Raw genomic sequence first — 20,237 nt, forward strand, 5'->3', positions numbered from 1 at the left:
GCCTCCTCAGAACAGGCCGCGCTGGCCGAGCCGCTTGGCCAGGAAGTTGGAGCCGAAGATCAGCACGACGCCGACGACGCCCTTGAACAGGCCGACCGCGGTCGCGTAGCTGAACGAGCCCTGGGTGATGCCGATGTAGTACACGAACGTGTCGAACACGTCCGCGACGTCACGGTTCAGCGACGTGGTCATCAGCCAGATCTGCTCGAACCCGGAGTCCATCAGATGCCCGGACGTCAGAATCGCCATCACCACGATCGTCGGCCGGATCGCCGGCAACGTGATGTGCCAGAACTGCCGCCACCGGCCGGCGCCGTCCACGCGAGCGGCCTCGTACAGCTGCGAGTCCACGCCTGCCAGCGCCGCCAGATAGATGATCGTGCCCCAGCCGGTCTGCTTCCACAGCAGTTGCAGCACGATCAGCGGGCGGAACCAGTCCGCCTGCGCCACGTAGTCGGTCTTCTGCCCGCCGACGAGACCGTGGATCCAGTTCGCGATCACACCGAAGTCCACCGAGAACAGCAGATAGGTGAGCGAGGCAACGATCGTCCACGACAGGAAGTGCGGAATGTAGACCAGCGACTGCACGGACCGCTTCAGGACGTTGACCCGGAGCTCGTTCAGCAGCAACGCGACGACGATCGGCGCCGGGAACACGAAGAGGATTGTCAACAATGCGAGCAGCAGCGTGTTGAACAGCAGCCGGCCGAAGTCGGGTCCGGTGAACAGCTCCTGGAAGTGCTTCAGCCCCACCCACTCGCTCCCCGAGTAGCCGAGGAACGGTACGTAGTCCTTGAACGCGATGGTCAGTCCGTACATCGGCAGGTACTTGAACACCACGAAGTACGCGAGACCGGGCAGCAGCAACAGGTACAGCCAGCGGTAGCGCCAGAAGTTCGGCGTACGCCGTTTGCGCCTTTGGGTGGACGCCGGCCGCGGGGAGCCCGCGGCCGGTTGCGCCACCTCGGGGACGAGGTCAGTGGCCATCGATCAGCCGCCGGCCTTCGCGGACAGGTCGTTGATCTCCTTGGCGATGTCCGTGCCGCCGCTGTCGTACCAGCGCTTGATCTGCGCCTTCAGCTGGTCCTCGGTGATGGCACCGGACAGGTACTTGATCCGCGCGTCCGGGACGATCGTGTCGATGGTCTGGCCCTTCGCCACCGCGGTCGGGGCGACGAAGCCGAGCGCCGGGTTGAAGACCGCGGTCTTCAGGTCCTCGTTCATCAGCACGTCGAACTTCTCCCGCATCTTGCGGCTGGCCTCGTCCGCCGGCCGCAGCTGGTAGGCGCCGGTGCCGACGCTGGCCCGGGTCCCGAGCTGGATGAACGCCTTGTCCACGTCGTTCTGGATCGCCTTGACCTTCGGGTCCTCCTGGTTGATCGGTACGGCGTACTCGCCTTCGACCTTGAAGTTGCGGCCCTCGATCCCGTTGGTGAGCAGGATCGAGCCCTCCTTGGACTCGAGCTTGTCCAGCGTCTTCAGCACGTCATCGAGCTGCTCGTCGGTCCGGATGTGTTGCTTGGAGATCGCGAGGACGTCGTTGTAGCCGGTGAACGGGTAGGAGTGCTTCTCGCCGTCCGGGCCCGCCAGGTTGCCGACCAGGGTGACCTTGTCGAAGTCCTTCGGGTTCTTCTCCTTGAACAGGTCGAGGAGCTGGGTGGCCCGAACGTTCACGTCGATGATCATGCCGCCCTTGCCCTGCACGAACGGGTCGTTCCAGTTCGCGCTGTCCAGGGTGGCGAAGTCCGGGTTGACCAGGCCTTCCTGTACCCACGTGCGCAGCCACCGGTTCGCCGCCAGGAACTCCGGGGTGTCGAAGCCGGGTACCAGCTTGCCGTCGCGTTCGCCCCATCCGTTCGGCGCACCGAACCAGGTCTCGACCACGTCGTACGGGCTGGCGCTGGCGTAGTTGCCGGGCCACTTCGGGATGATCAGGCCGTAGGTGTCCTTCTTGCCGTTGCCGTCCGGGTCCTTCTCGGTGAAGGCCTTGGCGATCGCGTACAGGTCGTCGACGGTCTTCGGCTCCTGCAGACCGAGCTTGGCCAGCCAGTCCTTGCGGATCACGATGCCGGAGCGCAGCAGCGGCCGGACCCGGTAGATGCCGTAGGTCTTGCCGTTGGTCTGCGAGTTCTTCGCGGTCTGCTCGTTGGCCGGCTTCAGGTTGGGGTACTTGTCGAGCTTGCCGGTCAGGTCCCAGAACGCGCCGGCTTCGGCGGCCTTGACGAACGAGGGGCTCTTCTCGTTCACCGTCATCACGTCCGGGATGTTGTCCGAGGCGAGCGTGACGTTCGCCTTGTCGCCGTACTCCGCGTTCGGCACCCAGGTGATCTTGAGCTTCTTGCCGATCAGCTTCTCGACCGCCTGCTGGAGTTCGCCGTTCGGATCCGGCGCGGTGCCGAACAACTTGGTCATCACCGTGAGTTCGGTACTGGCGGCCTGGCCGCCTTTGTCGTCGCCACCGCCGGAACAGGCGGAGGCGGCGAGCAAGGCCGTCGACAGCGCGGCGGCGACGGCGATGCGCCGTGGGGAGAAGATGGTCATTGGTTCCCTTTCAGGTGCAGGCGCGCCTCGTTCTCGGCGAAGAAGCGCAAGCAGAGCCAGGTGTCGAGCTGGATCCAGGCGCCGCCGGCCAGAACGAACCCGAAGACCGGGAACTTCACCGACACGAAGGCGATGGACACCGCGACGAACAGCAGGACCAGGGACGACGCCGGCCGCGCGAGCGCGACCAGCGATGCCTTGGGCAACAACATGCGGATCCCGAGGTCGTAGTGCACGGCCATCGGGAGCGCGTACGCCGCGATCAGCCCGAGCGCGACGAGCGCCGTGAGGCTGGCCAGGCGGGGGACTGCGGCCCCGAGCGCGGCGAAGTACAGGTAGTTGCCGACGAGAACGACGGCGACCGCGACCAGGGGGAGTACGACGAGCGTGCCGCGGCGGAACTCCTGGCGGAACGCGGTACGGAAGGCAGGAAAGGCGTGAAACGATTCATCGGATGACCTGCGTCTGGCCAGCGAATAGGCCGCGAGCGTGGCCGGGCCGATACCCAGCGCAATCCCGCCGAGCACCGTGAAGAGGATCCACAGGGCGTTCAACTTGATCACCCAAAGGACCTCGTCCGCAGCGTCGTACAGCCTGATGGCCCAGCCAGTGCCCATGCCGGTTCCTGCCTTGTTTCGGGGCGAAAAGTGTTGTGACCGTATGGTTGAATCGTCTCAATGTCAAGGCTTGGGAAAGCGTTTGTCGGAGACTGGTCACGGGGCTGCGCGAACGCGGGGGTCAGGAGTGGGTGACGCGCAGGTTCGCGTATTCGCCGATCAGGGGTGCCATCTGGCGGAAGCCGAGCTTGCCGCCGGCGAGCGGGTCCTGGTCGTGATGGGTGAAGCTGACCAGGTCGTTGATCGCGAACGTGATCTCGCCGTTGTGGACGGTCAGCCGGAGGTGGTACGGGCCGTCGGCGTCGGCGACGTCCGGGATCGGGTCGGCGCCCTGCGCGACGAGGTGGAATCCGTAGCTCTTGCGCAGGTTGCAGGTGTGGAAGGCGCGCTCGGCCGGCCAGCGTCTGCGGAAGTACGAGACGTGGTAGGTGTCGAGGTCGCCGTGGTGGTACTGCTCGTACGGCCCGGTGCGCGGCCGCAGCTCGAACAGATCCTCGCCGTGGCGGCCCTTGGCGTGGAAGAACAGGATGCACAGACCGGGTTCGCGGATCGGCCAGAAATCCCACTCGATCGTCACGTCCGGCGGGAAGTCCTCCGGGCACCACAGCACGACGTTCGCGTCCTGGCCGTCCGCCGCGGGGCGCACACTCTCCAGGCGCAGCCGCCCGAGCGGGAACGACGTCGCGCCGTCGCCCTCCAGCCGGAAGCCGTCGAGATCGGCCACCGACGCGAGCGGGTTCTCGTAGAGCACGTGCTCGTCGTCGCGCTGCATCAGCGGCGGCGCTGGAAGTCGCTGGACTCGCGGACGATCAGGTCCGGCTGGAAGATCACCTGACGATGCCGGTGCCGCTCGGCCGACTCGACCTCTTCCTGCAGCAGCTCCATCGCGGTCCGCCCGAGCAACTCGGCCGGCTGCCGCACGGACGACAGCGGTACGGCGGCGGCGCGGGCGAAATCTATGTCGTCGTACCCGACGATCGCCATGTCCCGCGGAACCCGCAGGCCGGCGACCGCCATCCCCTGCAGGAATCCGAGCGCGAGCAGGTCGTTGGCGAGGAACGCCGCGGTCGGACGCGAACGCGCCGGCAGCGCGGCGAGCTGTTCACCGATCGCGCGACCTTCGACCACGCCCATCACGTCGACCTCGTGGTGCTGCAGGTCGACACCGCCCGCCTCCTCGACGACCGCGGTGATCCCGGCCCGGCGATCTGCCACCTGCTGCATCGTGAACGGCCCACCGATAAAGGCGATCCGGCGATGGCCCGACTCGATCAGGTGGTTCCCGGCGAGACGTCCGCCGAGCTGGTCGTCGACCGACACCGAGCACAGCCCGCGGTCCGCCGTACGGTCGACCAGGACCACCGGCGTACCGCGGTCGACCAGTGCGGTGAGCCGCGGATCGGTGCTGTCGAACGGGGTGATCAGGATGCCCATCACGCGCTGCTGCTCCAGCTGATCGAGGTGATGTCCCTCGCGCACCGGGTCGGTCTTGCTGTTGCAGAGCATCACCACGGTGTCGTGCTCGTACGCCAACGCCTCGGCGCCTTCGGCGAGATCGGTGAAGAACGGGTTCGTCACGTCGAGCACCACCAGCCCGACGGTCCGGCTGCGCCCGGCCCGCAGGTGCCGCGCCGCCTCGTTCCGCACGAACCCGAGCGCCTGAATGCTGTCCTGCACCCGCTGCCGCGTCTCCGGCGCCACGATCCCCGGCCGATTGAGAAAGTTGCTCACAGTCCCCACCGAAACCCCGGCCCGCTGCGCAACCTCCTTGATGCTGGGCGTCCCCATCGTCCCCCGTCCAGCAGCGTCATCGGTCACCCGCAGTCTAACCAGCCCCAATTGAATCGTCTAAATCACCGACCTGAGGCATCCGGGAACAGGCCGTGGGGACTGTGAACAGGAAATAGCATGTCTCCAGTCACCAGTGCCTGTCCGCAGCCACCAGTTCGGCACGGGGCTGGGGACTGCCACCCACCTGAAAGGACCAGCGGTGCACTTCCCTGCGGTGAGGGGGGCGAACCAGATATTCGTCTCCCGCACTCCCGCGGCGGTTGTCCGGTGGGTTCAGACGGAGTGGGTGATGGCGCCGTCTGGCTGGTAGAGGCCTTTGGATAGGTCTACGAGTACGAGGATGTTGCCGAAGGGGTCTTGTACGACGGCGACTTGGCCTACCGGGATGTCTGTGGGGGGACTGATGATGGTGCCGCCGGCCGTTGTGAAGGTGGTTACTGCGGTTTCGACGTTGTCGACGAGCCAGTTGGGTTCGTAGGCGAGGTGTTCGGTGAGTACCAGTTCGCTGTCGCCGTTGGGGAGCTCGAGGCCGGCCTGGCCGACGTTGTCGTTGCGCCACTTCAACCGATGGCCGAGCTTGTCGACGTAGAACTGGATGCCGTCGTCCAGGCTCGGTACGGGTACCTGTACTGCGTCTACGCGCTGGAGAAGTCCGTTGGTCATGGCGCGACGTCCAGGATTGCTCGGGCGAAGGATTCGGGGGCTTCCTGGGGAGGATTGTGACCGATGCCTGGCAGCTCGCGGCGGTCGAAGCCGCCGGTGAAGAGGGGTTCGTCGGGGCTGGAGTCGTCGGGGCCAAGGCCGTCGGCCAGGGCGTCCAGCGCCACGGTCGGCACGGTGATCTTCGGTGCGGACGCCAGCAGCTCCTCGAGGCGGTCGTAGCGCGGGTCGCCGGGAGCCATGCCGCGACGGTGCCGATAGGAGTGAATGACGGTCTCGATGAAGTCAGGGTTGTGCAGGCTGGGTGCGCTGACGGCGAAGGCCGTGGTGGCGTTCGCCCAGGTCGGCGACGATTGCCGCCACAGCAGTCCGCAGAGCTCGTCTGTGTACTGCTCCAACCCGGCACGCCCACGGTCGGTGAGGAAGTAGTGGGTGTACCAGGCGGCGCTCTCGGCCTCAGGCGTCGCGGGCTCGGCAGAGTGGGCGATGTCCTGGATGTTGTACCCGCCCACTGTCACCAGGCCGGCAACACGCTCGGGTGCGACCGCGGCCGCGATGCAGGCCGCCCGGCCACCCCAGTCGAAGCCGCCCACGACGGCGCGTTCGATCTCGAGCGCATCGAGCAGATCGAGCAGGTCCTGCCCGAGCGCGCCTTGCTGACCAGAACGCATGACGTCTGCGCTGCGGTAGCGGGTCGGCCCGTAGCCCCGGAGGTACGGAACCACCACGCGCATCCCGGCGTCGGCCAGAACCGGCACCACACCGTCGTAGCAACGAACGTCGTACGGAAAGCCGTGCAGCAGTACGACGACCTGCCCGTCACCGGCCCCAGCGGTCTCGTAGGCGATGTCCAGCACCGGCGTCGACACGGTCCGCGGCTGATCCATCAGGCTCCTCCTCAGGTGCTGGGGCGATGACGATACTCGCGGTGCTCTTCACTCGGCATGTGACTCGTGAGTAACATGCGGGTATGAGTCAGGTGCTGGGGTTGTGGGAGCGGTTGCGGGGCGTGCCGGGTGGGGTGCGGGTGTTCTCTTGGGGGTTCACCTGGAAGGCGCCGTACTTTCGGTCGGTGCGGCCTCGGTTCGTGCAGGTGAGTCCCAACTACGCGGCGCTGACGTTGCCGAAGCGGCGGGCGGTGCTGAATCACATCGGGACCGTGCATGCGATTGCTGTGTGCAACGGTCTCGAGGCGGCGATGGGAGCGTTGGCGGAGGCGACCGTGCCGGCCGGGAAGCGGTGGCTGCCGAAGGGGATGGAGGTCGCGTACCTGGCCAAGTCGACGTCCGACCTGACGTGTACGGCGGAGACCGATCCGGACACCTGGACCGCGGGCCCGGACGTTCCGGTGCGGGTGAAGGCGACCCGCGACGACGGCACGGTGGTCGTCGAAGGCACCATCCACCTCTGGGTAACTGACAAGCAATAGGCAGCCGTACGACGTAAGGTCTCGGCGTGACTGAGCTGCGGGTGGTGGAGGTTGCCGAGGAGCAGTTGGACTCGGTGTGGCAGGTGCGGGCGCGGTCGTTCGGGATGGGTGGTGACCGCGACGAGTGGAAGAAGAGCGCACGGTCGTTCATCGTCGACGGGCGGTACCTCGGTGTCGTCGACGGTGACGAGCTGGTCGCGGCGGCGCGGGTCTGGCCGCATGAGCAGTGGTGGGGCGGGCGCCGAGTGCCGATGGGCGGTGTGGCCGGCGTTGTCGTCGCACCGGAGTACCGCGGTCGCGGGGTCGGCAGCCTGTTGATGCGCGCCGTACTCAACGTGTGCGCGGAGAAGGGCTATCCGCTGACGGCGCTGTATCCGGCGACCACCGTGCTGTACCGGCATCTCGGGTACGAGTTCGCGGGCAGCCGGCACCTCTACACGTTCGAGGCCGCCGACCTGCGGACCCTGGGCGGCACCAGCAGAGGCAACGGTACGGCGGTGCGCAGGGCGGGCCGCGACGACGCCGACCTCTTCCTGGAGCTCGCCGCGAAGGCGCACGAGACGCGACGCTCGAACGGTCCGCTGATCTGGCCGCGTACCGAGGTCGAGTCCTGGCTGGAGGACGAGAGCAACTTCGCGTACGTGGCCGAGGACGGCTTCGTCGTCTACAAGTGGAAGGACCGCAACCTCGCCGTCGAGGAGCTCATTGCCGGGTCGGAGGAGACCGCACGCGCGCTGTGGGCGACCGTCGGCTCCGGTGCGTCGATCGCGAAGACGGTGGAGGCGTGCTGCCCGCCGTTCGATCCGATCCACCTGTTGGTGGAGCACGAGGCGCTCGGCAAGTCCTGGCAGAACCGGTGGATGCTCCGCCTTGTGGACGCTCCGGCAGCCCTTGCGGGACGGGGCTTCCCGGACGGCGTCGTACTCGAGGCCGACTTGCGGATCGACGACCCCGAGCTGCCCGCGAACACCGGCGACTGGCACCTCTCGATCAGCGACGGATCAGCCTCCCTCACCGCAAGAGAGCCGTCGGACGACGCACTCCGGGTCGGTCCGCGCGGACTGGCGGCGCTGTACGCCGGTACGCCGCTGGCCACCCTGCGCGGTACCGGACTGGTCACCGGGGGAGCAGCCCTCGCGGACTCGGCGTTCGACGCGGTCTTCGGCGGGCCGGCGGCGTACATGCTCGACGACTTCTGAGTCCCGGCGCGCCGATTTCCAAAGGCACATCACCGAAGACTAGGGTTGTCGAACAAACGTTCGGAGGTGTTCATGCGGGTTCTCGGCGTCGACCCGGGTCTGACCCGGTGCGGCCTCGGCGTCGTCGAGGGGACACCGGGGAAGCCGCCGGCGCTGGTCGCCGTCGGGGTGATCCGGACGCCGGCCGACCTGGACGTCTCCAAGCGGCTCGTGCTGATCGAGAGAGAGCTCGACGAGTGGATCGCCCGGCACCAGCCGGACGCGGTCGCGGTCGAGCGGGTGTTCGCGCAGCACAACGTCCGGACAGTGATGGGTACGGCGCAGGCATCGGGGGTCGCGATGGTCGTCGCGGCCCGGCGCGGGCTGCCGGTCGCCCTGCACACGCCCAGTGAGGTGAAGGCCGCGGTCACCGGATCCGGCCGTGCGGACAAGGAGCAGGTGACCACGATGGTCACCCGGATCCTCAAGCTGAGCGAGCGTCCGACGCCCGCGGACGCCGCGGACGCGCTGGCCCTGGCGATCTGCCAGGTGTGGCGCGGCGGGGTGGCCGGCAAGCTGCAGCAGGCCGCGAGCAGCCGGGCGAACATGGAGGCCTTGGCGCAGGCACAATCGCGGTTGCAGGTGGCGAGATTGCGGGCCGCGGTGGCGGCCCAGCAGGGCAAGCGGTGAGCACGGAAACGGGAGGTTGGCGATGATCGCCTTTGTGCGGGGACCGGTGGCGGCCATCGGACTGGACAGTGCCGTGGTCGAGGTCGGCGGGATCGGCCTGCAGGTGTACTGCGACCCGGGCACGCTGGCCGGTTTGCGCCCGGGACAGGAGGCGCGGATCGCCACGTCGATGGTGGTTCGTGAGGACTCGCTGACGCTGTACGGGTTCGCCGACGACGACGCGAAGAACCTGTTCGAGCTGCTGCAGACCGCGTCCGGCGTCGGGCCGAAGCTCGCTCAGGCCGCGCTCGCGGTGCTGAACCCGGACCAGCTGCGGCAGGCGGTCGCGACCGAGGATCTCGCCGTACTGGTGAAGGTTCCGGGCATCGGGAAGAAGGGTGCACAGCGGATCGTGCTCGAGCTGAAGGACAAGATCGGTGCGCCGTCCAGGACGGTGACGGGCCGGCCGCTGCAGGCGCAGGAGGCGTGGCGCGACCAGGTGCAGGCCGGTCTGGTCGGTCTCGGCTGGTCCGCGCGCGATGCCGAGGACGCGGTCACCGCGGTCTCGCCGCTCGCCGCCGACAGCCCGAACCCGTCCGTCCCCGACCTGCTGCGCGCCGCGCTGCGCGTGCTCTCCAAGGCGTAACGCATGGAAGACAACGTCAGGCCCCTGGTCTCCGCGGACGCGGTCGATCTCGAGGAACGCAAGATCGAGTCCGCGCTCCGGCCGCGAACCATGGCCGAGTTCGGCGGTCAACGTCGCGTCAGCGAGCAACTCGAGTTGGTGCTGCATGCCGCGCGTGGGCGTAGCCGCACGCCCGACCATGTGTTGCTGTCCGGTCCGCCTGGCCTGGGCAAGACGACGCTGGCGATGATCATCGCCAGCGAGATGGCCGCTCCGCTGCGGGTGACCAGCGGTCCGGCGATCCAGCACGCCGGCGACCTGGCCGCGATCCTGTCCGGGCTGAGCGAGGGCGAAGTCCTGTTCCTGGACGAGATCCACCGGATGTCGCGGCCCGCGGAAGAGCTGCTGTACATGGCGATGGAGGACTTCCGCGTCGACGTGATCGTCGGCAAGGGGCCGGGTGCGACCGCGATCCCGCTGGAGATTCCGCCGTTCACCCTGGTCGGCGCGACCACGCGGGCCGGTCTGCTGCCCGGGCCGCTGCGGGACCGGTTCGGGTTCACCGGCCACCTGGAGTTCTACGAAGCCGCCGAGCTGGAGAAGATCGTGAACCGGTCGGCCGCGCTGCTCGAGGTCGACATCACCCCGGAGGGCGCGACCGAGATCGCGTCCCGTTCCCGCGGTACGCCGCGGATCGCGAACCGGCTGCTCCGCCGGGTCCGTGACTATGCCGAGGTCCGCGCGGACGGCATCATCACACTCGCGCTGTCGAAGGCCGCCCTGGATCTCTACGAGGTGGACAAGATGGGGCTGGACCGGCTGGACCGGTCGGTTCTGGACGCGTTGTGCCGCCGATTCGGGGGCGGGCCGGTCGGTCTTTCCACGCTGGCGGTTGCGGTCGGCGAGGAACGTGAGACTGTGGAGGAAGTGGCCGAACCGTTCCTGGTCCGGTCGGGCTACCTGGCCCGTACGCCGCGTGGTCGCGTCGCCACGCCCGCGGCCTGGCGGCACATCGGGCTCAAGGTCCCGAAGGGCGCGACGTTCGCGGACACGCTCTTCGACACCGATGAGGACTGAAGGAGTTCAACCGCAACTGAACACGACGACCGCCGGGGGAACCTCTGCCGGTGCCGGAACGTAGACACTGCGTAGCGAGCAGTAGTGAGTAACGCAAACGTGACCCGGCGTCATGCGGTAGTTGTTGACGCGCGGCGTTAGACTCCCCGGTGGTCTGACCTCCCGGTCTTCCACCGCGACCTGCGCATTCGCGCGGTGCACGCCTTACAACCGAGCCGACGAAGGATTCTGAGACCCGATGCAACTCCTCGCCGTACCGATGGCCTCCTCCGGGGGTGGCGGCATCACGCTGCTGCTGCCGCTGATCCTGATCGTCGGAATGATCTGGTTCATGAGCCGCTCCCAGCGTAAGCAGCGTGAGCGGCAGGCACAGACCGTCGCCGCACTCACGCCCGGCACCAAGGTGATCACCACCAGCGGCCTGGTCGGCATCGTCGAGGAGACCGACGACGAGTACGTGACGCTGGAGATCTCCGAGGGCGTCCTGGTCCAGGTCGTCAAGGCCGCGATCGGCCGGGTGCTCCCGGAAGAGGACGCGACCGCCGACGAGGCCGAGTCCGCCGAGGTCACCGAGACCGCTGAGGCCACCACGGCCGACGAGACCGCCGACGCCGGCAAGACCGCTGACGACGACGCGGCGAAGGTCGACGTACCGGATGCGGGTAAGGCCGGTGACAAGGCCGACGGCAAGGTCCAGGACACGCCGAAGCTGCCGCCGACGCACACCGAGAACTGATTTCCGTCCCAACAACGGCCTGCGGCGCGGCGTTCGGCGTCCACCTGACGGTGCGGCGCGCCCAGAAGTACAAAGGTTGAAACTGACGTGGCAACGAGTTCGACATCCCGCCCCGGGCGGAGCCTGATCGGCTTGCTGGTGGTCGTGGTTCTGCTGTTCGGGATCATGGCCCTGACCAAGACCTGGTCGCCCAAGCTCGGGCTGGACCTGCGGGGCGGTACGACCATCACGCTGACCGCCAGCACGTTCGACGGCACCGGCAAGGTCACCGCCGAGCAGCTGAACGAGGCCAAGAACATCATCGGCCAGCGGGTCAACGGGGCGGGTGTCGCCGAGTCCGACATCACCACCTCCGGCGCGAACCACATCAACGTGGCCGTGCCGGGCGCCACGAAGGAATCCCTGGTGTCGCAGGTCGGTCAGACCGCGCTGCTGTACTTCCGGGTGGTCTACAGCGCGGACGCCGTTGCACCGCAGCCGACGCCGACCCCGTCGGCCACCCCGAAACCGAGTACGACGCCGAAACCGAGTACGACGCCGAAACCGAGCACCACGATCAAGCCGAGCACCCCGGCCAGCAGCACGCCGAAGGGCCGGGCCTGGTCCAGCGCGCTGGGCGGGGCGACGCCGACGCCGACCCCCAAGGCCAGTACGACGCCGACCGCGAAGCCGAGCGCCACGCCGTCCGCTACGCCTTCTGCCACGCCGTCGACGCCGGCTGCCGGGGGAGACGGGCTGAACTACACCCCGGACGCGGCCACGCAGGCGGCGTTCGCGACGTACAAGTGCGGTGACAAGCAGCTCGACGACCCGAGCAAGGCGATCTTCTCCTGCGACCGCCAGGGCACCTACAAGTACCTGCTCGGCCCCGCGATCCTGAACGGCACCGACCTGTCGGACGCCTCCGCCGGCATCCCGCAGAACGGCCTGCAGTGGCAGGTGAACCTGAAGTTCACCGGTGAGGGCGGCGAAAAGTTCCTCAAGGCCACCACGGCGATCTCGCAGCGCGGCCAGGGCCAGAACCTGTTCGCGATCGTGCTCGACGGCGAGACCATCTCGACCCCGAGCGTGGACAGCCCGATCCCGGGCGGTCAGGCGCAGATCACCGGTACCTTCACCGAGGCCGAGGCCCGCGACCTGGCGAACGTGCTGAAGTACGGCGCGCTGCCGATCAAGTTCGACATCTCCTCGGTCGAGACCGTGTCGCCGCAGCTCGGTGGCGACCAACTCTCCGCCGGTATCTGGGCCGGGATCATCGGCCTGGCGCTGGTCGTCGTGTTCTGCTTCCTGTACTACCGCGGTCTCGGTCTCGTGGTGGTGCTCTCGCTCGCGGCCGCCGGCCTGCTCACCGGAGCGCTGGTGATCCTGCTCGGCAAGGCGATCGGGTTCACGCTGACGCTGGCCGGTATCGCCGGTCTGATCGTGGCTGTCGGTATCACCGCGGACTCGTTCATCATCTACTTCGAACGACTGCGGGACGAGGTCCGTGAGGGCCGCAGCCTGCGCTCGTCCGTGGAGACCGGCTGGGCCCGCGCCAAGCACACGATCATCGCCGCCGACTCGATCTCGCTGCTCGCCGCGCTGGTGCTGTACGTACTGGCGATCGGCAGCGTGAAGGGCTTCGCGTTCACGCTCGGCCTGACCACGCTGATCGACCTGGTCGTGGTGTTCCTGTTCACCAAGCCGCTGGTCACGCTGCTGGCCCGGACCGACTTCTTCGGTCACGGGCACAAGCTGTCCGGACTGGACCCGGAGCATCTGGGCGTCGAACGGCTGCCCGGACAGACGAAACCGTCGGCCCGGCCGCGGAAGACGCCGTCGACGCGCAAGCCGGTCGGAGGGGAGGTCTGATGTCGAAGCTCGGACAGATCGGTGCCAAGCTGCACCGTGGTGAGGTTTCCTACGACTTCATCGGCCACCGCAAGTTCTGGTTCAGCCTCTCGGCGGTCCTGGTCATCATCTCGCTGGCCGGCCTGTTCGTCCGCGGCCTGGCGCTCGGGATCGAGTTCAAGGGCGGCGTCGAGTACGAGGCCAAGGTCAAGGTCACCGACAGCACCGTCCAGGACTTCGGCGACGCCGTGAAGGCGACCGACGCCAAGGACCTCGGTGACCCGGTCGTCACCACGATCAACAACGAGAAGGTCCGGGTCCAGACCAAGCCGCTGGCCCAGAACGACATCGGCACCGTGCGCGCGGCGATCGCCAAGGAGGCCGGTATCCCGGCCGAGCAGGTCACCTCGCAGCAGATCGGCGCCTCCTGGGGCCAGCAGATCGCGAACAAGGCGATCCTGGCGCTGATCGTGTTCCTGGTCCTGGTGTTCGGGGTGATCTGGCTCTACTTCCGGGAAGCCAAGGCCTCGATGGCGGCGATCATCGCGCTGGTCCACGACGTCACGATCACGGTCGGGCTGTACGCGCTGATCGGCTTCGACGTCACGCCGGCCACGGTGATCGGCGTACTGACGATCCTTGGTTACTCGCTGTACGACACCGTGGTCGTGTTCGACAAGGTCCGGGAGAACACCCGCGGTATCACCGGGTCGAACCGCTACACCTACTCGGACGCGACCAACCTGGCCGTCAACCAGACCGTGGTCCGGTCGATCAACACGACGGTCACCGCGCTGCTCCCGATCGGCGCGATCCTGGTCGTCGGCACGGTGGTGCTCGGCACCGGCCCGCTGAAGGACCTCTCGCTGGCGCTGTTCGTCGGTGTTGCGATCGGTGCGTACTCGTCGATCTTCATCGCGCCGGCGCTGCTCGCGGTCTTCAAGGAGCGCGAGCCGGGGATGCAGGCGCTGAGCAAGCGGGTGTCCGCGAAGAAGGCGCAGCTCGCTGCCGCTGCGGCCGCTCCGGTGAGCGTGGCGACGGCCGGGGCCCCAGCGGGTGCGGCGGCGCGTTCCGGCGTCCAGGATTCGACGCGGCAGGACACGCCGCGGAAGGCGGACCGGGCGACCGGGACGGCTCCGACGCCGTCGTCGCGGCCGATGAAGGCAGCGGCCGCGGGGCGTCCGCAGCCGACCCGCAAGCCGCGGTCGAAGCGCGGTAAGTGATGCGGTCGCTCGAGCAGGTCCTCGCGGACGGTATCCGCGACATCCCGGACTACCCGCAGGCGGGGGTGGTGTTCAAGGACATCACCCCGCTGCTGGCCGACCACACCGGTTTCGGCCAGGTCGTCGAGGCGCTGGCGGCCGTCGGGAAGGACGACGACGGCCGGCCGGTCGTCGACAAGGTGGTCGGGATCGAGGCGCGCGGGTTCATCCTGGCGGCCCCGGTCGCGCTCGCGCTCGGCGCCGGGTTCGTGCCGGTGCGGAAGAAGGGCAAGCTGCCCGCGGCGACGTACGAGGAGTCGTACGCGCTGGAGTACGGCGAGGCGACGATCGAGGTGCACCAGGACGCGTTCGCCCCCGGTGACCGCGTGCTCGTCATCGACGACGTCCTGGCCACCGGCGGTACGGTCGAGGCCTGCCTGCGGCTGATCCGGCGCTGCGGCGCCGAGGTCCTCGGTACGGCGGTGTTGCTGGAGCTGTCGTTCCTCCCGGGCCGCAAGCGCCTCGACGGCGAGGCCGTCGCCGCCCTCGTCACGGTCTGAATTCGGGTAAACCCTCCGTCATCGCAGGCTTACCCGGCGTGTTGTCCACAGGCGGTTCTGCCTCGCTGGACGCTGGCCTCTAGACTGGTGCCCTGTCGGCGGAGGGACACAACGTGGGCGAAGACCCGGCGATGACATCTGCGGTGCCGAACGCCGTACCGCAGGAGCCGCCGCGCGCGCCGTCACCGGTGCGCCCGGCGCCCGTATCGCCGCCGCCTGCCACCCAGCCGCCGCGGATCGCGCCGGCCCGGGTCCGTGCCCGGCTCGCCCGCCTCGGCGGCACCCGGCACCCGAACCGGGCGCCGATGCTCGAGCCGCTGTTCCGGGTGGTCCGTGCGACCCACCCGAAGGCCGATCTCGGCATGATCGAGCGCGCCTACCGGACCGCGGAGAAGTACCACACCGGCCAGATGCGGAAGAGCGGCGACGCGTACATCACGCATCCGCTCGCGGTCGCCACCATCCTCGCCGAGCTCGGTATGACCGCGACCACGCTCTGTGCCGCGCTGCTCCACGACACCGTCGAGGACACGCCGTACACGGTCGAGGACCTGACCCGCGACTTCGGCGAAGAGATCGCCATGCTGGTCGACGGCGTCACCAAGCTCGACAAGGTCCGCTACGGCGAGTCCGCGCAGGCCGAGACGATCCGCAAGATGGTCGTCGCGATGTCCAAGGACATCCGGGTGCTGGTCATCAAGCTGTCCGACCGGCTGCACAACATGCGCACGCTCGGCTCGCTGCGCCAGGAGAAGCAGGAGCGGATCGCCCGCGAGACGCTGGAGATCTACGCCCCGCTGGCGCACCGGCTCGGTATGAACACGATCAAGTGGGAGCTCGAGGACCTGGCGTTCTCGACCCTGCACCCGAAGGTGTACGACGAGATCGTCCGGCTGGTCGCCGAGCGCGCGCCGTCCCGCGACGAGTACCTGGCGACGGTGATCGACCAGGTGCACGAGGACCTGCGCCTCGCCAAGGTGAAGGCCACCGTCACCGGCCGGCCGAAGCACTACTACTCGATCTACCAGAAGATGATCGTCCGCGGCCGCGAGTTCGGCGACATCTACGACCTGGTCGGCATCCGGGTCCTGGTCGAGTCGGTCCGCGACTGTTACGCCGCCCTCGGCATCATGCACGCGCGGTGGAACCCGGTCCCCGGCCGGTTCAAGGACTACATCGCGATGCCGAAGTTCAACATGTACCAGTCGCTGCACACCACGGTGATCGGGCCGCAGGGCAAGCCGGTCGAGCTGCAGATCCGGTCGTTCTCCATGCACCGCCGCGCGGAGTACGGCATCGCCGCGCACTGGAAGTACAAGGAGGACCCGTCGTCGGTCGCGCCGGCCGCGCCGAGCACCGAGATCGGCGGGCCGAACGACATGCCGTGGGTGCGGCAGCTCGTCGACTGGCAGCGGGAGACCTCCGACCCGTCGGAGTTCCTCGACTCGCTGCGGTTCGAGATCAACAACGCCGAGGTCTACGTCTTCACCCCGCGCGGTGACGTGATGTCGCTGCCGACCGGGTCGTCGCCGGTGGACTTCGCGTACGCCGTGCACACCGAGGTCGGCCACCGCTGTATCGGGGCCCGCGTCAACGGGCGCCTGGTGCCGCTGGAGAGCACCCTCGAGAACGGTGACGTCGTCGAGGTCTTCACGTCGAAGGCGCAGGGCGCGGGCCCGTCGCGGGACTGGCTCACGTTCGTCAAGAGCCCGCGTGCGCGGAACAAGATCAAGCACTGGTTCTCCAAGGAGCGCCGCGACGAGGCGATCGAGCACGGCAAGGACGCGATCGCGAAGCAGCTCCGCAAGGAGGGTCTGCCGCTGCAGCGCCTGCTGTCGCACGAGACCCTGACCGCGGTCGCGAACTCGCTGCGGTACCCGGACGTCACCGGGCTGTACGCCGCCGTCGGCGAGCAGCACGTGAGCGCGCAGGCCGTCGTACGGCGACTCATCGAGACGTACGGTGGCGAGGAGGGTGCGGCCGAGGACCTTGCCGAGGGCATGCGGCTGCCGGCCACCAAGGAGCGGCGGAAGCGGACCGCGCGCGGCGACGCCGGTGTCATCGTCAAGGGCGCGACCGACGTACTGTCGAAGCTCGCTCGGTGCTGCACACCGGTGCCGGGTGACGAGATCATCGGCTGGATCACCCGCGGCGCGGGCGTCTCGGTGCACCGGGCCGACTGCGCGAACGTGGAGAACCTGAAGACCCAGCCCGAGCGCATCGTCGAGGTCGAGTGGGCGCCGACGGCGCAGTCCGTGTTCCTGGTCGCGATCCAGGTCGAGGCGCTGGACCGGGCCCGCCTGCTGTCGGACATCACCCGGGTGCTGTCGGACTACCACGTGAACATCCTGTCCGCGGCCCTCACCACGACCCGCGACCGGATCGCGAAGTCCCGCTTCACCTTCGAAATGGGCGATCCGACGCACCTCGGGCATGTGCTGAAGGCGGTTCGCTCGGTCGAGGGCGTCTTCGACGTCTACCGCGTCACGCAGTAGGCCCCCGTGGGCGACTGGTTCCGCGGCTCGGCCGACGGGCCGGGGCTGAAGCTGTCCAACGGAGCGACCGCGGTCTTCCTGGACGTGCTTGCGCTGCCCGCGTGTGAGCTGGCGCAGACGGATTTTGAGCGTGGGTTCGCGTTACTCCTGTGCAACTCCCGGATCGGGCTGGGGAACGACGGGTTCGATCTGGACGAGCTGCCGTGGTCGAGTGCTGGGTGGGAGGCGGAGCGGGCGTTCCTGTTGCGGGTGGTTCGGTTGGCGGCTTCGCGGTTCCGGTGGGAGTTGCTGAGTTACGAGCCGCCGTACGTCGAGGTGTATCTGGGGGAGTACGAGCGGGTGGTTCTGGAGTTCAGGCCGCCGGCCGAGCCGGTTGAGCTGCCGCGGCTGTGGGATCCGGAGCCGGTGGAGGCTGCGTTTGTCCGTTGCCCTGAGCATGGGTTGTATCTCGGCGACTACACGGACTGCAGGCTCTGTTTGTAAGGGTGGGGACACTGCAGGTATGAGGCGGCGTGCGTTTCTGATCGCGGGTGCGGGACTGCTGGCTGGGTGCAGTGATTCGTCGGCTCAGAATCAGCCGAGCTCGAGTCCGAGTCCGACTCCAGTTCCGTCGACTCCTGCGGCGTCCAGTGCGCCGGTGACACCGTCTCCCGCACCCACGGTTGTGCTGCCAGCCGTGCGCTCCTGGGCGCCGGGGCCGGGGGAGATCCAGCCACAGGTGAAGCGGCTCGCGGTGGCGGCCGTGGTGAAGCTCCTGCAGCCGACCGAAACGCAGGCCGTGATCGAGGTGATCGACGCCCAGTACGGCGGCATCTTGAGCGACTCGGCCAGCGTCCTGGTGCCGTACCGCGTGTACTCGATCCGGCAGAACCGCCTGATCAGCGGCGGTACGACGGTCGACGTACGACTGAGCAAGGCGTCGTCGGGGACTTGGCGAGTGACCGCGACCCACCCGGCGCAACCCGGGGCGCCGGCTGCGAGCCTGTCGGCCGCGGCGAGGCAGGTGCTGGCCAGCGAACAGATCCTGCTGCCGCCCGCTTCCGCCGCGGACATCCGCTCGGGCCAGGTCCACGACACCGTGCTCACCACGATGCTCGAGCTCGCGAAGACCTACCAGATCGGGGTCAGCGTGATCCGCTCCGGTCACCCGACCAACGTGTTCGGCACCAACCGTCCGAGCGACCACCCCCGCGGCCGGGCCTTCGACACCTGGCAGATCGACGGCCACCCGGTCGTGTCGCCGTCAACCTCCCGCGCACTCGTCACGGCGTACATGCGCGCAACCGAGTCCCTGGGCTCCTACAACGTTGGCGGCCCCTACCAACTATCCGGCACCGCGTACTTCTCCGACCAAACCCACCACGACCACGTCCACGCCGGCTTCCGCACCTAACCCCAACCGCCCCCACCCGTCCGGCCCTCGGCTCGCACCGCACCCGCCGGCGCCGCGCCCGCCCGGCACCGCACCCGCCCGGCACCGCACCCGCCCGGCACCGCACCCGCCCGGCACCGCACCCGTCCGGCGCCGCACCCGCCGGCACCTCACCCACCCACCGTGCCCGCTCATCCAGGCGCCCAGCGCCCGCCGCTGAGTGCGAATTTGGTGGGTATACCCACCAGGTCTGGGGTTCTGCACCCTGGACCACGGTCCAGAACCCCGCAGGTCATGGGTCTACCCACCAAATTCGTGGGCTGACCGGCGCTCCTGTTCGTTGGTGCGGGCGGTGTCCTGTCGACCTTGCCGGGGGAGGACACCTTTTCCGGGTACTGCGGACAGGGAATAGCAGGTGCGAGCCCACCAGAACCTGTCTCACGGCACGCGGTTCGCCACACGTCGTACAGGAGCGCCGGTCAGCCCACGAAATTGCGACGGCCGGGGTGGGAGCCGTACCTAGTCCCACTCCCAGATGATGCCGACGGTGCCGGGGTCTGCGGCGGGTTCGATGACGTGGACTCGGCCGTCGGGGGTGAGCATCAGGTCGCGGTGGAGCAGGTTCGGGCCGGAGGTGTGGCGGCGGCGGATCTCGTGGACGCGGACGGGCAGCGCGGCGCGGTCGAACTGCACCTCCAGCACGTAATGCATCCCGCCCCACTCGCTGAACCGCTGGTACTCCGTCGACGGCAGCCCGGTGCGGTCCTCGATCTCGTAGCGCACGACAGCCGTCTCGCCGACGGCGAGGACCCGGTCGAGCAGCAGCTCTCCGAGCATCGCGCCGGCCTCGGGGGAGCGGGCGATCCGGCCGGTCCGGCAGCCGCTCAAGGCCCGCAGGGCGAGTTGCTCGGCGTCGCAGCCCGGCTCGCCCTGGTGCGCGATGATCAGCCGATCCACCGGCTGTACGGCGACCACGCTCTGGATCACGCGCCGGCAGTGAGCGCTCCGATCCGCGCCCAGGCGAACCTCTTCGAGAACGGTCACGTTGCGCAGCCGGCCGTGGGCGTCGCGGCGGAGCCGGTCGAGCAGCCGGGTCAGCGCCTCGGCGTAGTCGACCACGGCGTACGGCTGCGACGTCGTGTCCGGCACGGTCCGCGCCGGCGGGATCCGTCCGGTGAGCCACCCGGGCGGCAGTTGCAGGAGCTCTTCGAGCGCCGTGACGATCGCCAGCGAATCCTCGCGGGGGATCCGGCGGCCGCTCTGCCAGGTGCTGAGCGTCGCGACCCCGACGTGCAGCCCGCGGTCGGCCAGATGGGTCCGGATCCGGTTCAGGGCCAGCCCGCGGCGGGCGATCGCCTGCCGCAGCGCCTCCGCGAACGACGCGTCCGGAGTCACCGCACGGACTTCGACCGGCTTGATCATGGGCCCCACGCTCCTCAGGGCAGCAGTGTAAAC

The 20,237-nt window shown here is 68.5% G+C and carries 20 protein-coding genes; 12 read left to right on the forward strand and 8 right to left on the reverse strand.

Features of this window, described 5'->3' with window-relative positions:
- Positions 1–6 precede the first annotated feature (6 nt).
- The 7 genes from E0H50_RS29550 to E0H50_RS29580 all read right to left on the reverse strand — a co-directional run bounded on the left by E0H50_RS29550 (position 7) and on the right by E0H50_RS29580 (position 6,496).
- Positions 7–987: an ABC transporter permease gene (locus E0H50_RS29550; protein ID WP_131293812.1), complete on the reverse strand. Its 981-nt coding sequence runs from the start codon at positions 985–987 to the stop codon at positions 7–9.
- 3 nt (positions 988–990) lie between these two features.
- Positions 991–2,541, reverse strand: coding sequence for an extracellular solute-binding protein (locus E0H50_RS29555; RefSeq protein WP_131293813.1), 1,551 nt, complete (start codon positions 2,539–2,541; stop codon positions 991–993).
- Positions 2,538–3,158: a YesL family protein gene (locus E0H50_RS29560; RefSeq protein WP_131293814.1), complete on the reverse strand. Its 621-nt coding sequence runs from the start codon at positions 3,156–3,158 to the stop codon at positions 2,538–2,540. Before E0H50_RS29560 ends, E0H50_RS29555 begins: the two co-directional genes overlap by 4 nt.
- A gap of 121 nt (positions 3,159–3,279) precedes the next feature.
- A complete protein-coding gene (locus E0H50_RS29565; RefSeq protein WP_131293815.1) occupies positions 3,280–3,930 on the reverse strand; it encodes a DUF1961 family protein in 651 nt (216 codons plus the stop codon).
- Positions 3,930–4,946 (reverse strand): LacI family DNA-binding transcriptional regulator, encoded by a 1,017-nt coding sequence (locus tag E0H50_RS29570; protein WP_131293935.1) that lies wholly within the window; start codon positions 4,944–4,946, stop codon positions 3,930–3,932. Before E0H50_RS29570 ends, E0H50_RS29565 begins: the two co-directional genes overlap by 1 nt.
- 276 nt (positions 4,947–5,222) lie before the next feature.
- Complete coding sequence (locus E0H50_RS29575; RefSeq protein ID WP_131293816.1) at positions 5,223–5,612, reverse strand: VOC family protein; 390 nt, start codon at positions 5,610–5,612, stop codon at positions 5,223–5,225.
- A complete protein-coding gene (locus tag E0H50_RS29580) occupies positions 5,609–6,496 on the reverse strand; it encodes an alpha/beta fold hydrolase (RefSeq protein ID WP_131293817.1) in 888 nt (295 codons plus the stop codon). The genes E0H50_RS29575 and E0H50_RS29580 overlap by 4 nt, the downstream gene beginning before the upstream one ends.
- Before the next feature lie 83 nt (positions 6,497–6,579).
- On the opposite strand from E0H50_RS29580, the gene E0H50_RS29585 reads away from it, so the two are divergent.
- The 12 genes from E0H50_RS29585 to E0H50_RS29640 all read left to right on the forward strand — a co-directional run bounded on the left by E0H50_RS29585 (position 6,580) and on the right by E0H50_RS29640 (position 18,803).
- A complete protein-coding gene (locus tag E0H50_RS29585; protein ID WP_131293818.1) occupies positions 6,580–7,038 on the forward strand; it encodes a hotdog fold domain-containing protein in 459 nt (152 codons plus the stop codon).
- A 26-nt stretch (positions 7,039–7,064) separates the two neighbouring features.
- Complete coding sequence (locus E0H50_RS29590) at positions 7,065–8,237, forward strand: GNAT family N-acetyltransferase (protein ID WP_238151351.1); 1,173 nt, start codon at positions 7,065–7,067, stop codon at positions 8,235–8,237.
- 72 nt (positions 8,238–8,309) lie between these two features.
- Complete coding sequence (gene ruvC, locus E0H50_RS29595) at positions 8,310–8,906, forward strand: crossover junction endodeoxyribonuclease RuvC (RefSeq protein WP_131293819.1); 597 nt, start codon at positions 8,310–8,312, stop codon at positions 8,904–8,906.
- A 22-nt stretch (positions 8,907–8,928) separates the two neighbouring features.
- Entirely contained in the window at positions 8,929–9,531 is a 603-nt protein-coding gene (ruvA, locus tag E0H50_RS29600) for a Holliday junction branch migration protein RuvA (RefSeq protein WP_131293820.1), read from the forward strand.
- Between the two features lie 3 nt (positions 9,532–9,534).
- Complete coding sequence (ruvB, locus tag E0H50_RS29605; protein ID WP_131293821.1) at positions 9,535–10,587, forward strand: Holliday junction branch migration DNA helicase RuvB; 1,053 nt, start codon at positions 9,535–9,537, stop codon at positions 10,585–10,587.
- Between the two features lie 238 nt (positions 10,588–10,825).
- Positions 10,826–11,323, forward strand: coding sequence for a preprotein translocase subunit YajC (gene yajC, locus E0H50_RS29610; RefSeq protein ID WP_131293822.1), 498 nt, complete (start codon positions 10,826–10,828; stop codon positions 11,321–11,323).
- A gap of 87 nt (positions 11,324–11,410) precedes the next feature.
- Positions 11,411–13,174, forward strand: a complete 1,764-nt coding sequence (secD, locus tag E0H50_RS29615) for a protein translocase subunit SecD (RefSeq protein ID WP_238151352.1) — start codon at positions 11,411–11,413, stop codon at positions 13,172–13,174.
- A complete protein-coding gene (gene secF, locus E0H50_RS29620) occupies positions 13,174–14,376 on the forward strand; it encodes a protein translocase subunit SecF (protein WP_131293823.1) in 1,203 nt (400 codons plus the stop codon). Before secD ends, secF begins: the two co-directional genes overlap by 1 nt.
- The gene (locus tag E0H50_RS29625; protein WP_131293824.1) at positions 14,376–14,915 is read left to right on the forward strand and encodes an adenine phosphoribosyltransferase; all 540 of its coding nucleotides are present in this window, start codon (positions 14,376–14,378) and stop codon (positions 14,913–14,915) included. Before secF ends, E0H50_RS29625 begins: the two co-directional genes overlap by 1 nt.
- Positions 14,916–15,046: 131 nt before the next feature.
- Positions 15,047–17,410, forward strand: a complete 2,364-nt coding sequence (locus tag E0H50_RS29630) for a RelA/SpoT family protein (protein WP_238151354.1) — start codon at positions 15,047–15,049, stop codon at positions 17,408–17,410.
- 6 nt (positions 17,411–17,416) lie between these two features.
- On the forward strand, positions 17,417–17,893 hold the full coding sequence (locus tag E0H50_RS29635; protein ID WP_131293826.1) for a hypothetical protein: 477 nt from the start codon (positions 17,417–17,419) through the stop codon (positions 17,891–17,893).
- A gap of 193 nt (positions 17,894–18,086) precedes the next feature.
- The gene (locus E0H50_RS29640; protein ID WP_238151355.1) at positions 18,087–18,803 is read left to right on the forward strand and encodes a hypothetical protein; all 717 of its coding nucleotides are present in this window, start codon (positions 18,087–18,089) and stop codon (positions 18,801–18,803) included.
- A 498-nt stretch (positions 18,804–19,301) separates the two neighbouring features.
- On the opposite strand, the gene E0H50_RS29645 is transcribed toward E0H50_RS29640, so the two are convergent.
- Positions 19,302–20,204 (reverse strand): hypothetical protein, encoded by a 903-nt coding sequence (locus tag E0H50_RS29645; RefSeq protein ID WP_131293827.1) that lies wholly within the window; start codon positions 20,202–20,204, stop codon positions 19,302–19,304.
- Positions 20,205–20,237: the final 33 nt, after the last annotated feature.

This window comes from Kribbella sindirgiensis, assembly GCF_004331435.1.
GTDB classification, from domain to species: domain Bacteria; phylum Actinomycetota; class Actinomycetes; order Propionibacteriales; family Kribbellaceae; genus Kribbella; species Kribbella sindirgiensis.